Source organism: Nocardioides sp. NPDC047086 (assembly GCF_040643685.1).
Lineage (GTDB): Bacteria > Actinomycetota > Actinomycetes > Propionibacteriales > Nocardioidaceae > Nocardioides.
The window spans coordinates 97,526-109,268 of sequence record NZ_JBEYUV010000017.1 but is presented as its reverse complement, the minus strand read 5'-3'; the positions used below and the strand labels follow the sequence as shown (position 1 = coordinate 109,268).

Annotated in this window: 13 protein-coding genes; 4 read left to right on the top strand and 9 right to left on the bottom strand. The window is 68.7% G+C overall.

What is annotated here, in order from left to right; translation table 11 throughout:
• Positions 1-108: 108 nt before the first annotated feature.
• From rpsI to ABZ796_RS14450, 5 genes are all read right to left on the bottom strand, one after another.
• Entirely contained in the window at positions 109-609 is a 501-nt protein-coding gene (gene rpsI, locus ABZ796_RS14470) for a 30S ribosomal protein S9 (RefSeq protein ID WP_160025356.1), read from the bottom strand.
• Positions 610-623: 14 nt separating this feature from the next.
• A complete protein-coding gene (gene rplM / locus ABZ796_RS14465) occupies positions 624-1,067 on the bottom strand; it encodes a 50S ribosomal protein L13 (RefSeq protein WP_357337689.1) in 444 nt (147 codons plus the stop codon).
• Between the two features lie 283 nt (positions 1,068-1,350).
• Positions 1,351-1,848, bottom strand: coding sequence for a hypothetical protein (locus ABZ796_RS14460; RefSeq protein WP_357337688.1), 498 nt, complete (start codon positions 1,846-1,848; stop codon positions 1,351-1,353).
• 120 nt (positions 1,849-1,968) lie between these two features.
• Positions 1,969-2,193 carry a hypothetical protein gene (locus tag ABZ796_RS14455; protein WP_357337686.1) on the bottom strand — a complete coding sequence of 75 codons (225 nt, stop codon included), beginning with the start codon at positions 2,191-2,193 and terminating at the stop codon, positions 1,969-1,971.
• Positions 2,190-3,569 (bottom strand): hypothetical protein, encoded by a 1,380-nt coding sequence (locus ABZ796_RS14450; RefSeq protein ID WP_357337685.1) that lies wholly within the window; start codon positions 3,567-3,569, stop codon positions 2,190-2,192. Before ABZ796_RS14450 ends, ABZ796_RS14455 begins: the two co-directional genes overlap by 4 nt.
• Positions 3,570-3,818: 249 nt before the next feature.
• On the opposite strand from ABZ796_RS14450, the gene rocD reads away from it, so the two are divergent.
• Positions 3,819-5,057 carry an ornithine--oxo-acid transaminase gene (gene rocD / locus ABZ796_RS14445; RefSeq protein WP_357337683.1) on the top strand — a complete coding sequence of 413 codons (1,239 nt, stop codon included), beginning with the start codon at positions 3,819-3,821 and terminating at the stop codon, positions 5,055-5,057.
• A gap of 90 nt (positions 5,058-5,147) precedes the next feature.
• Here the strand turns inward: rocD and ABZ796_RS14440 are convergent, their stop codons facing one another.
• From ABZ796_RS14440 to ABZ796_RS14430, 3 genes are all read right to left on the bottom strand, one after another.
• On the bottom strand, positions 5,148-6,215 hold the full coding sequence (locus tag ABZ796_RS14440) for a nitrate- and nitrite sensing domain-containing protein (RefSeq protein ID WP_357337682.1): 1,068 nt from the start codon (positions 6,213-6,215) through the stop codon (positions 5,148-5,150).
• Entirely contained in the window at positions 6,212-6,712 is a 501-nt protein-coding gene (locus ABZ796_RS14435) for a SigE family RNA polymerase sigma factor (RefSeq protein ID WP_357337680.1), read from the bottom strand. The genes ABZ796_RS14440 and ABZ796_RS14435 overlap by 4 nt, the downstream gene beginning before the upstream one ends.
• Positions 6,713-6,794: 82 nt before the next feature.
• Positions 6,795-7,388: a TetR/AcrR family transcriptional regulator gene (locus ABZ796_RS14430; protein ID WP_357337678.1), complete on the bottom strand. Its 594-nt coding sequence runs from the start codon at positions 7,386-7,388 to the stop codon at positions 6,795-6,797.
• Between the two features lie 49 nt (positions 7,389-7,437).
• On the opposite strand from ABZ796_RS14430, the gene ABZ796_RS14425 reads away from it, so the two are divergent.
• Genes ABZ796_RS14425 through ABZ796_RS14415 form a run of 3 tightly spaced genes read left to right on the top strand, consistent with a single transcriptional unit; the run spans position 7,438 to position 10,342 of the window.
• Positions 7,438-8,970: an NAD(P)/FAD-dependent oxidoreductase gene (locus ABZ796_RS14425; RefSeq protein ID WP_357337677.1), complete on the top strand. Its 1,533-nt coding sequence runs from the start codon at positions 7,438-7,440 to the stop codon at positions 8,968-8,970.
• Positions 8,967-9,803, top strand: a complete 837-nt coding sequence (locus ABZ796_RS14420; protein ID WP_357337675.1) for an SDR family NAD(P)-dependent oxidoreductase — start codon at positions 8,967-8,969, stop codon at positions 9,801-9,803. Before ABZ796_RS14425 ends, ABZ796_RS14420 begins: the two co-directional genes overlap by 4 nt.
• Positions 9,804-9,817: 14 nt before the next feature.
• Positions 9,818-10,342, top strand: a complete 525-nt coding sequence (locus tag ABZ796_RS14415; RefSeq protein ID WP_357337674.1) for a DUF402 domain-containing protein — start codon at positions 9,818-9,820, stop codon at positions 10,340-10,342.
• 4 nt (positions 10,343-10,346) lie between these two features.
• On the opposite strand, the gene ABZ796_RS14410 is transcribed toward ABZ796_RS14415, so the two are convergent.
• A complete protein-coding gene (locus ABZ796_RS14410; RefSeq protein ID WP_357337672.1) occupies positions 10,347-11,690 on the bottom strand; it encodes a threonine/serine exporter family protein in 1,344 nt (447 codons plus the stop codon).
• Positions 11,691-11,743: the final 53 nt, after the last annotated feature.

Sequence of the window (11,743 nt, the reverse complement as noted above, 5' to 3'; positions counted from 1 at the left end):
TTTTCTCGCGGGGGGGGCGGGCTGTTCTGTGGTGGGGTGTCGGGTGTGGGGGGGGGGGCCCCCGCCGCCCCCCCCCCCCCCAACAATGCTAGGCGATCGCCTGGGCGATCAGCGCTTGCTGAACTGTGAGGCCTTGCGGGCCTTCTTGAGACCGGCCTTCTTACGCTCCACGACGCGGGCGTCGCGGGTCAGCAGACCGGCCTTCTTCAGGGTCGGGCGGTTGGCCTCGACGTCGACGTCGTTCAGTGCACGGGCCACGCCGAGACGCAGCGCGCCGGCCTGACCGGCGATGCCGCCGCCGTCGATGCGGGCGATCACGTCGAAGCGACCCTCGAGCTGCAGTGCGGCGAACGGCTCGTTCGCGATCTGCTGGTGCAGCTTGTTGGGGAAGTAGTCCTCGATGGTGCGACCGTTGATGGTCCACTCACCGGTGCCCGGGACGATCCGGACGCGGGCGACGGACTCCTTGCGGCGGCCGGTGGCGGCAGCCGGGGCGATGGTCGCCGGGCGCTCGGGGGTGTCGGCGGACGGAGCGCTCTCGGAGGTGTACGCGAGGCCCTGCTCGTCGGTCTCGAAGGTCTCCTCGACCTCTACGGTGTTCTCAGTCATGTCCTGGTCCTGGCTCACTGGGCGATCTGCTTGATCTCGAACGGAACGGCCTGCTGCGCGGCGTGCGGGTGCTCAGGGCCGGAGTAGACCTTCAGCTTCTTGAGCATCTGACGGCCGAGCTTGTTCTTCGGCAGCATGCCCCACACCGCCTTCTCGATCGCCTTGCGAGCGTCCTTGTCCAGGACCTCACCGATCGGGGTGGCCGTCAGACCGCCCGGGTAACCCGAGTGACGGTAGGCCATCTTGGTGGTCTTCTTGTTGCCGGAGAGGGAGACCTTCTCGGCGTTGATGACGATGACGAAGTCGCCGGTGTCCGCGTTGGGCGCGAAGATCGCCTTGTGCTTGCCGCGGAGGAGCTCGGCGACCTGGACAGCGAGGCGGCCGAGACGGACGTCGGTCGCGTCGATCACGAGCCAGGCGCGCTCGATGTCGCCCGGCTTGGGAGCGTAAGTACGCACGTGTGCCTTCTTAGTTCGTAGTGCCCGCCCAGCGGGTGCAGGAGGCGGGATGGAGCTGCGTGGCTTCTGACGAACACGGCCCGGCTTGCCCCGCCGCCGGGATATCCCAGCGGCAGTCATCCGGATCTGCGCCCCTGACCGTGCGACAGTTCTCATCGAACCAGGGATCAGGACGCGGCAGGAGTCACGACCGAACAAGGTTACGAGCCCCCGCAGGGCGGAGACAAATCAAGACGTACGCCGCTGGTCGGGGAGCCGGGCGGCGTACGCGATCTTGGGCGGGTCAGCTCGACTGACCCGGGGAGGACTGTCCTTCGGACTGGTCCTGTTGCCGGCCGAAGTCGCCCGGACCACGGTCGCCCTGGCCGAAGTCGGGCATCTGGCCGCCGTCCGGGAACTGATCGTCCGGGAACTGATCGTCCGGGAACTGGCCACCGTCGGGCACCTGGCCGTACGGCATCTGACCGTCGCCTCGCATCTGGCCGAGCTCGCGCTGACCCTGATCGGAACCACCGTCGACGACGGCCGCAGCGACCCCGGCGGCGACGCCACCACCGAGGACGAGCCCGACGGCCGCCGCGGTCGCGACGCTCTTCCAGCCGAAGACCCGCTCGGAGAGCTTCTTCTTCGGTGCGGCCGGGACGGCAGCAACCGCGGTCGGCGGACCGAAGGCCGGCGGGGCGTACGCGGGCGGGGCGGAGGCGCCCGCCTCTGGAGCAGGCTGCTCGACCGTCGGCTGCACCGGCTCGGGCGCCTCGTCGTCCGTACTCTTGTCGCTCATGGTTCCAGAGTCCGCCCGGTTCCTGTGCTGAGGCTGTGCCGGACCTTTGACTTCGGTGAAGAGTCAGACGTACGCCGCCCGGCGCTGCCGGGCGGCGTACGTCTTCTGCTTCCTGTTCGACTAGTGGTCGGCGCCGACCTCACCCTCGGGGGCGTACAGGTCGGCGACTTCCTCGGGACCCGGGGCCGGACGCTCCTCGGGTCCCTGCGGAGCCGGCTGCTCCTTCTCGACGACGGGCCGCCTCGGCTCGTCTTCGCCGGCGAGGGCGAAGGCGCTTCCGAACGCACCACCGGCGACCAGCACCACCGCCGCGGCGGCGAGCATCAGCTTGCGTGCCACGGTCACGCGAGCACTCGGTACTGGATGCCGACCGAGTACTTCCACACGTCGTAGCGCGAGCTCGAGTTGAGCCCGGCGGTCCACCACACGGCGGGGCAGTACTGCGTCGAGGTGCGGCTCTGGATCAGGCTGTTGGGCGAGGCCACGGACGCCATCGTCTTCCACTTGACCGAGTTGCCGAACTGGTGCTTCTGACGCGCCGCCCAGTCGGAGGGACGCAGGACGGTGGAGACCATGTAGACGTTCTTCGTGTAGCCCTTCGGCCGACCGCCGTAGTGCTTCAGCGACAGGTTGCGGTAGTTGCCGTCCACCGACTTCGGCAGGCACTTGACGTTCTCGGTGTAGACGGTCGCCTTGGAGCTGGTGGCCGACGCCTTGCAGCGTGTGTTCGAGCGCAGTCCGCGAGACTCCGACCAGTCGCTGCGAGCGGGCGCCTTGAGGGTCGAGCAGGAGCCGACGTACTTGTAGTCGAGGGCGTCCGCGGCGGTGACCGTCCGGCTGTAGGTCTTCCAGGTCAGCTTCTTGGCCGACGCGGCGACCGAGATCTGGGCGTTGGTGGCGTTGCCGACCTTGTCCTTGGTCTCGATGCGGATGTAGTAGGTGCCCGAGACCCGGCTGCCGGCGTTGTTGTAGCCGTTCCACGCATAGGACGTGGTGCCGGAGAAGCTCGAGGACGAGCCCAGGGTGCGGACCAGGGTGCCGCCGCCGGTGACCACCTTCGCGGTGAAGCCGACGGTCTCGTTCACGGTGAACTTCGCCGTGACCGTGTCGCGGTAGCCGTCCTTGTAGGGGTAGAAGGTCGTCAGGCTGCGGCTCAGGGTGACGACCGGCTTGGTCGCGTCGACGGAGCCGAGGTCGACGGTGACGGAGTCCGTCGCGCCACCCTCACCCTCGACGAACCCGGTGAGCCGGTACGTGTCGGTCGCGGTCGGCATCGTCGCCTGGACCGTCGCGACGCCGTCGGCGTCCAGCGTGATCGGCGCCGACTGCGGGCCGCTCGGCGAGGTGCCGTTCGAGCCGGTGATCGTCCAGTTCGCGACCGGGTTGGCCCCGAGCGCCTCGACGTTCTCCACGTCGTACGTCACGGGGAAGGTCGCACCGCCGGCGGGGGTCGTCGCGGGAACGGTGATCACGACGGTGGTCACCACGGCGGCGGTCGGCTCCTCGGCCGCACCCTCAGCGCCGGCGGCCGGCCCGCTGACGGTCTCGGGCCGGGTCTCGGTCGCGGGGTCGGTCGCGGGCTCCGTCTCGGGCTGTGACGGCTCGACGGTGGTCGTCTCCGACGGCTCCGTGGTCGTCGACGGGGTCTCCGTCGCAAACGCCGGCACCGCCGGCACGATCAGGGCGACGGCAGCAGCCGCCACCAGTGCGCGTACGCGCATCTGTGGTTCCTCCGAGTTTCTACACCCGAGATGGTCTGTGGGTCGCTTCGCTGCCAGAGAACGCGAAGCGGGCCGAGATGGCTGACGGAACCTATCTCGTCGAGCCCCTCTCGGCACCGATATTTACCGCTGCGTTACCGAGCCCGCGACAGCGATGCGACATCTGGCGTAGCCTGCTCGTAGGATTGTCTGACAATCAGATGATCTTGGCTCAGATCACCGAGACACCCCACGAGATGGAGGAGTGCGATGACCCTGCTCAACGAAGCTCAGGACACCGTTGCGAACAGCCTGACCCCCGCCGCCTTCGCGGCCGCCGAGGAGCACTCCGCGCACAACTATCACCCCCTCGAGGTGGTGATCAGCCACGCCGAGGGCGCCTGGGTGACCGACGTCGACGGCCGCCGCTGCCTCGACATGCTGGCCGGCTACAGCGCGCTGAACTTCGGTCACGGCCACCCCGCACTGCTGTCCGCGGCCCGTGAACAGCTCGACAAGGTCACCTTGACGTCGCGGGCGTTCGTGCACGACCAGTTCGCCGAGTTCACCGCCCGCCTGGCCGCGATGTGCGGCAAGGACATGGTGCTGCCGATGAACACCGGCGCCGAGGCCGTCGAGACCGCGATCAAGGTCGCCCGCAAGTGGGGCTACGACGTCAAGGGTGTCCCTGCCGACCAGGCCGAGATCATCGTGATGGCCGGCAACTTCCACGGCCGCACCACCACGATCGTCGGCTTCTCCGACGACGCCGACGCGCGCGACGGCTTCGGCCCGTTCGCCCCCGGCTTCGTGATGGTCCCCTACGCCGACCTCGCCGCGATCGAGGCCGCCATCACCCCCAACACGGTGGCCGTGCTGGTCGAGCCGATCCAGGGCGAGTCCGGCGTCGTCATTCCCGGCGACGACTTCCTGATCGGGCTGCGCGAGGTCTGCACCCGCGAGAACGTGCTCTTCGCCGCCGACGAGATCCAGGCCGGCCTGGGCCGCACCGGCTACACCTTCGCCTGCGACCACGCCGGCGTGAAGCCGGACATGTACATCCTCGGCAAGGCCCTCGGCGGCGGCATCGTCCCGGTCTCGGCGGTCGTCGCCGACCGCGACGTGCTCGGTGTCATCGGCCCCGGCCAGCACGGTTCCACCTTCGGTGGCAACCCGCTCGCCTGCGCTGTCGGCACCGCCGTCGTCGACCTGCTCGAGACCGGCGAGTTCCAGGCCCGCGCCGAGGCGCTCGGCCAGGTCCTGCGCGACCGGCTGCTGGCGATGGTCGGCAACGGCATCGTCGGCTTCCGCTCCCGCGGCCTGTGGGCCGGCGTCGACATCGACCCGACCATCGCCACCGGCCGCGAGATCTGCGAGCGCCTCCTGGCCCGCGGCGTACTCGCCAAGGACACCCACGGCTCCACCATCCGCCTCGCCCCGCCCCTGGTGATCGACGAGGAGGACCTCCACTGGGCCCTCGACCAGCTCGAGGCCGCTGTCTCCGAGTAGGTCCCGACCGCGCTGTAACACGTCGTTCGACGTACTGGTCGCCCTGCGAGAGCGACCGGACAGTACGTCGAACGACGTGTTACTCGTCTTCTAGCCGTCGAGCGCGGCGAGATCGTCGATGATCTCGTTCTCCGCGGCGACGAACAGCTCCTGCAGTCTGCGGATCAGCTCGGTCCAGGACGCCGTGTACTCCTCAGGCGTCATCGTCACCCGGTCCAGGCTGCCGGTGGACAGGATCTGGTTGACCGCCCGGTGCGCGGGAACCCCGATGGCCCCGTCGGTCGCGGTGTTGTAGGTGATCTCGTCGAGCGTCTTGCGCTGACGCTCCGAGGTCGCGGTGTAGAAGTCCGCGAGCGATCGACGCCAGGTGGCCTCGGCCGCAGCCAGCGAGACGAGGCCCTCCTTGCTGAGGGGCTCGGCTTGGACAGCACCCGGCTGCTCGTGCTTGGCGAGGGCGTCCGTCATCACGGCCCGCTCCTCCAGGAGCGAATCGAAGGCCGGCTGCATGCTGCCGAGCGCCTCGATCTCGGAGTCGATCTCGGCGTCGCCGACCCGCGGCACGAGCGTCGACGTCGCGAGGAGGTCGTTGACGACTGCCATGTAGGCCATCTGCCCCGCCTGGGGGTCGGCCTTGTCAAGGATGTCGGACCGCATCTGCGCCATGCCGTCCAACGACCGCTGGATCCTGGAGATGCGATCCGCCAGCTCTTGGTTCCCGCCGGCGTCGATCTGCTCCGCCGTCGCGCTCCAGGTGGTGATGGCCTCATCGGTCGTCGCCTGCAACGGCCTCAGCACCACGTCGGGGACGGCTGCCATGACACCTTCACGCTCGAAGATCAGGTTGATCGCCAGGTTCAGGCTGTTGGGCAGCGCCTGTGCGACCGACTCGGCCTGACGTACCGACGATGTCGACGTTGCGGTCGGGGAATCCGCCGGATCCGTGGCCCGGTCCGCAACGACGGGCCGCAGCGCCACCCCGGCGACGCCGATGATCCCGACCGCCAAGACGGTGCCGGCAGCAGCGACGAGGCGGTTGCGACGTACGCGGCGGCGCCCGCGGCGTACGTCCTCGGTCGGAGCCGAGATCGGGACGGTCGCGGTGGCGCCGAGTCGGTGGAGACCATCGCCGAGCAGGACGTCGTCTTCGGATGTGTTCATCGCCGGCCTCCTCGGGCAGCGTTGTCGGGACGGAGGGCATGACGAAGGTTGGTCAGAGCGGCAGCGGTCTGACTCTTGACCGTCCCCACGGCGACACCGAGGTCGGCGGCGGTCTCCTCGACCGACAGACCCCAGTAGTGACGAAGCACCACAACCCGTCTCTGACCTGCGGGAAGGGCCCGCAGCGCAGTCCAGAGCTCATCGAGGTCCTCGGCACCGAGGCCGGTCGGCGCCGGCCGGTCGGCGACCTCTCCCGCTCGCTCGCGCCGCCACGGACGGCGGCCCTCGTCGAGATGGCTGTTGACCAGCACCCGACGTACGTAGGCGTCGACGCTGTCGGCCTTCCGCACCCGCCGCCACGCCGCATACACCTTCGACAGCGTCAGCTGCACGATGTCCTCGGCGCGATGCTCGTCACCGCACAGCAGGTAGGCCGCGCGGTAGAGGTGTGCGCGCCTCTCCCTGACATAGGCGGTGAACTCCTCGTCCCTGCTCAACGTCTCTCCTTCTCCGGTTCCAACCCCCGACGCTCTACTGACGTAGTCGGTCGTCGATCGGTTGGGACCGGATGACCGCTTCCTAGGTGCGCGCCGTCTGCCCAAGCATCTCCAGCAGCACCGGCAACGACCCCGCGAGCACCCCGAGCAGATCCTCGCGCGACAGTCCTGCGGGGTCTGCCTTCCAGGACAGCACCAGCTCCTCGGACATCGCCTGCCACCCACGCACGATCAGGCGCGCGGCGGGGGTGTCCTCGACGAAGTTGGCACCGGCATCGAAGATCCGGAGCCCCAGCGCACCGAAGGCGTCGTCGTAGATCTGACGCAGGACCGGGTCGCTCGCGGCGCCGCGGACCATCGAGACGTACCCCTCGTAGTTGGCGTCGACGAAGTCCACGTACGCGGTCATCGACGCCAGCAGCCGCTCGACCGGCTCCCCCGTCGAAGGCGGAGCGGTCTGGGCGACGAGGGCGTCGGCGGCGCGACGTACGACCGCCTCACGGAAGGCCAGCTTGTCGCCGAAGTAGTGGTAGAGCAGCCCGCGCGAGATGCCGGCCTCACGCGCCACCAGGTCGATCGAGATCTCGTCGAGGGAGTGGTGCGCGAAGAGGCGAATGCCCAGGTCGAGCAGCTGCTCGCGGCGCTGCTCGGGCGTCAGTCTCGTCCGTTGGCTCATGCCATCCATTCTATTGACACTTGTTCAATAGGCAAGCCATACTCGAAGTATGACCACTGCTGACCTCACCCCTGTCGACCACCTGATCGTCGGTGCCGGCTTCGGAGGCCTGTGCGCGGCGATCAAGCTCGAGGAGGACGGCGAGCGCGACTTCGTCGTCATCGAGAAGGGCTCCGGCGTCGGCGGCACCTGGCGCGACAACACCTACCCCGGTGCCGCCTGCGACGTACCCAGCCAGCTCTACAGCTACTCGTTCGCGCTCAACCCCGACTGGTCGATGAGCTTCTCGCCCCAGCCGGAGATCGAGGCGTACATCAAGAAGGTCGCCGAAGGCTCCGGCACGCTGGACCGCTTCGTCTTCGACACCGCGATGACCTCCGCGACCTGGGACGAGACCCGGCAGCGCTGGCTCGTCGAGACCGAGGGCAAGGCCGGGAAGAAGGCGTACGCAGCGACCACCGTCATCGCCGGCCCCGGCGCGCTCTCCGAGCCCAGGCTCCCGGACATCGCGGGCATCGAGGGCTTCCAGGGCGAGATCTTCCACTCCGCCCAGTGGAACCACGACGTCTCGCTGGAAGGCAAGCGCGTCGCGGTGATCGGCACCGGCGCGAGCTCGATCCAGATCGTCCCGGAGATCCAGAAGAAGGCGGCGCGCCTGGACGTCTACCAGCGCACCGCGCCCTGGGTCCTCCCCCGCAACGAGCACCGTTACTCCAAGCTCGAGAAGGCCGCCTTCCGCCACGTCCCGGGCGTCCAGCGCCTCGCCCGTGCGGCGGTCTACTGGGGCCTCGAGGTCCGCGTCCTGGGTCTCGCCGTGCAGCCCAAGCTCACCCTGGCCCACCAGCTGATGGCGCAGAACAACATCCGCCGCGGCATCAAGGACCCCGAGCTGCGCCGCAAGGTCACCCCCGACTACACGCTCGGCTGCAAGCGCACGCTGATCTCCAACGCCTACTACCCGGCGCTGGCCGCCGACAACGTCGACCTGATCACCGACGGCATCGACCGGGTGAGCGAGAACGCGATCGTCGCCAAGGACGGCACCACCCGCGAGATCGACGTCCTCGTCGTGGCGACCGGCTTCTACACCACCGACCTGCCGATCGCCCATGCGATCACCGGCAGCAAGGGCCGCACCATGGCCGAGCGGTTCACGGAGACCGGGATGAGCGCCTACAAGGGCACCACGGTCCCGGAGTTCCCCAACCTCTTCTTCGTGGTCGGCCCCAACACCGGCCTGGGCCACTCCTCGATGGTCTACATGATCGAGTCGCAGGTGGCCTACATCCGCGACGCCATCCGCACGATGCGTACCAACTCCTACGCCACCATCGAGCCGACCGAGGACGCCACCTCCGCCTGGAACGACGACCTGCAGCGCAAGATGGACAAGACCGTCTGGTCGGAGGGCGGCTGCGCGTCGTGGTATCTCGACGAGCACGGCCGCAACACCACCCTGTGGCCGAGCTTCACGTTCCTGTTCCGCCACCTGACCAGCAAGTTCGACGTCGACAAGTACGCCGTCACCGCCGCCACCACGGCGGACAAGACCGACAAGACCGAGGAGAGTGTCCCCGCATGAAGTCCTTCGACGACAAGGTAGTCGTACTCACCGGAGCCGGTTCCGGGATCGGCCGCGCCCTCGCGGTCAACCTGGCCGGCCGCGGCGCCCGCCTGGCGCTCTCCGACGTCAACGAGGCCGGCCTGGCCGAGACCGTCGAGCTCGCCAAGCAGGCCGGCGCCCGCGAGATCAAGGAAGACAAGCTCGACGTCGCCGACCGCGAGGCCTTCAAGACGTACGCCGAGGGCGTCATCGCCCACTTCGGCACCGTCAACGTGGTCATCAACAACGCCGGCGTCGCGCTCTCGGGTCGGGTCAACGACCTCGACTGGGACGACATCGACTGGATCATCGGCATCGACTGGTGGGGCGTCGTGCACGGCACGAAGTTCTTCCTGCCGGCCCTGATCGAGTCCGGCGACGCGCACATCGTGAACATCTCCTCGCTGTTCGGGCTGGTCTCGATGCCCGACCAGGCCTTCTACAACGCGGCGAAGTACGCCGTGCGCGGCTTCACCGAGGCGCTGCGCGAGGAGATGCTGATCGACGGCCACAAGGTGGGCATCACCTCGGTCCACCCCGGTGGCATCAAGACCGCGGTCGCCCGCAGCGCCCGCGTCTCGGCCAAGGACGACCAGGCCGCGACCGCGAAGTTCTTCGACGAGAAGCTCGCCAAGATGGAGCCGTCGCGCGCCGCCGAGATCATCGTCAAGGGCATCGAGAAGAAGCAGGCCCGGGTGCTGGTCGGCCTCGACGCCCACGTCATCCACAACTTCGGCAAGTTCACCGGCTCGCGCTACCAGGACCTCATCGCCCTGGGGGCCAAGTACGTGATGCCGAAGAAGCAAGGCTGAGGCAGACTGACGCCATGCGCTTCGAGGCCGGTCACCCTGTTCGTGTCGAGTTCACGAAATGGGGTGGCCGGCCTCACTGGTCCTTCACGGGCGTCTACCTCGGCGAGGACGAGCACGGTGAGTGGATCGGTCACCCGGTCGGCACCGCGTTCGCCCGCCCGGGGCGGGGCTGGGTCGCCGACTGGGAGTCGGTCAGCCTGGTGCCCCACCACGACGCGGCCCATTTCCCCGCGTTCAACCGGCCCAACGAGCAGGTCAGCTCGCAGATATATGTCGACATGTGCACTCCGCCGGTGTGGCAGGACTCGACGGTCACCTGTATCGACCTGGACCTCGACGTGGTCAAGAAGTTCGACGGCTCGATCTACATCGACGACCAGGACGAGTTCGAGCACCACCAGATCGAGTACGGCTACCCGCCCGAGATCATCTCGATGACCGAGGACTCCGCCGAGCGGGTCTACCTCGCGGTCAAGGAGAGCCGGGCGCCGTACGACGCCACATCCGAGCGCTGGTTCGAGGCGCTGGCCGGTCGGTGAGGGCCTAGGAGTCGGTCTCGGCGACCGGCACCGGGGTGGCCCGGTCCTTCCGCAACGGACCGACGAGGCGCGGCCCGGAGAGCCGCGTCTCGATCCGCCACGACCGGCGGCTGAGCGGCTGGGCGATGTATTCGCCCAGGTAGACGCCGGAGGCGAGAGCGAGCGCGACCGAGGCCGCGGTGAACAGGGCGACCAGGCCGACCGAGGTGGTCGCCGGGGTCTCCTGGGCGAGCATGGTGAGGCCGCGGTAGATCGAGTAGCCGGGCAGGAACGGCACGACCGAGGAGACGACGACCACCAGCGGCGGCACCTTCAGCCGGGTGGCGACGGAGTAGGCGATCAGACCGATGAAGAGGGCGGCCACGGCCACCCGCCACGTACGCCCGACGTCGCCGGGGACGACGATCGAGAGGATCACGGCGATGGCGGCGATGACCGCGATCGGGGCCAGCGTCCGCTTGGGTGCGTACGCTGCGTAGGCGAACGCCGCGGCACCGACCGCACCGCCGGCGGTGGCGAGGGTGATCGACTGCAGCGACGTGACGCTGCTCGTCACCGCGCCATGGATCGGCACCCCGACGGCGCCCGCGAAGACCAGACCACCGGTGACCCCGGCGATGATCCCGGCCGTGGAGACCAGGGCCTCCATGATCCGGGCACTGGCGGTCACATGGAAGCCGGTCAGGGCGTCCTGGAGGGCACCCATGAAGCTGATCCCGGCCAGCATCACGGTGATGTTGGCGGCGATGGAGGTGGAGACGTCGAGGTCCAGCGGCAGCGCCGCGGCGATGACCGCGAGCAGCGTGGCCAGGCCCGCCCCGGCGACCTGCAGGTAGAAGAGGGGCAGTCGCCAGCGACGGTGCAGGAAGTGCTGCAGCTGGTCGATCGCGGCACCGGAGATGAAGGCGAGGACGACCACGCGGACCTCACCACCGACGTAGACGGTGAACGCGGCCGCCATCACCGCCATCCCGAGCGTCACCGCCCAGCGTGGCCGGCGGTGGCCGCCGGAGATGATGCGGCCGAGCGCGATCCGAGCGCCCTGGAGGTCGACCTCGTCACGTACGACCTGGCGGACCAGGTGGTCGACGGCGGTCAGGTGGTCGTAGTCGATCGTCCGGTTCTTGACCTGGCGGGTGGTGTGGATCGGGATGGCCTCGGGATCGGCCTGATAGCTCATCGAGAGGCTGGTGTAGGTGACGTCGACCTCGGCCTCGCGAAGGCCCAGATGCTGGGCCAGCGACCTCATCGTCGCGGTTACGTCAGCGGCCCCGGCGCCGGTCGAGATCAGCAGCTCACCGACGCGGAGGCAGAAGTCCAGAGTCAGGTTCACCTCACGCGCGTCCATCGATCAAATGGTGCCATCGGCCCGGTGAACGACAGGCATTCACGATGCTCGAC

What these genes read in the sequence shown, in the direction of transcription:
- rpsI (WP_160025356.1), bottom strand. Translation starts at nt 609, where the DNA reads ATGACTGAGAACACCGTAGAGGTCGAGGAGACCTTCGAGACCGACGAG.
- ABZ796_RS14460 (WP_357337688.1), bottom strand. Translation starts at nt 1,848, where the DNA reads ATGAGCGACAAGAGTACGGACGACGAGGCGCCCGAGCCGGTGCAGCCG.
- ABZ796_RS14450 (WP_357337685.1), bottom strand. Translation starts at nt 3,569, where the DNA reads ATGCGCGTACGCGCACTGGTGGCGGCTGCTGCCGTCGCCCTGATCGTG.
- rocD (WP_357337683.1), top strand. Translation starts at nt 3,819, where the DNA reads ATGACCCTGCTCAACGAAGCTCAGGACACCGTTGCGAACAGCCTGACC.
- ABZ796_RS14440 (WP_357337682.1), bottom strand. Translation starts at nt 6,215, where the DNA reads ATGAACACATCCGAAGACGACGTCCTGCTCGGCGATGGTCTCCACCGA.
- ABZ796_RS14430 (WP_357337678.1), bottom strand. Translation starts at nt 7,388, where the DNA reads ATGAGCCAACGGACGAGACTGACGCCCGAGCAGCGCCGCGAGCAGCTG.
- ABZ796_RS14425 (WP_357337677.1), top strand. Translation starts at nt 7,438, where the DNA reads ATGACCACTGCTGACCTCACCCCTGTCGACCACCTGATCGTCGGTGCC.
- ABZ796_RS14420 (WP_357337675.1), top strand. Translation starts at nt 8,967, where the DNA reads ATGAAGTCCTTCGACGACAAGGTAGTCGTACTCACCGGAGCCGGTTCC.
- ABZ796_RS14415 (WP_357337674.1), top strand. Translation starts at nt 9,818, where the DNA reads ATGCGCTTCGAGGCCGGTCACCCTGTTCGTGTCGAGTTCACGAAATGG.
- ABZ796_RS14410 (WP_357337672.1), bottom strand. Translation starts at nt 11,690, where the DNA reads ATGGACGCGCGTGAGGTGAACCTGACTCTGGACTTCTGCCTCCGCGTC.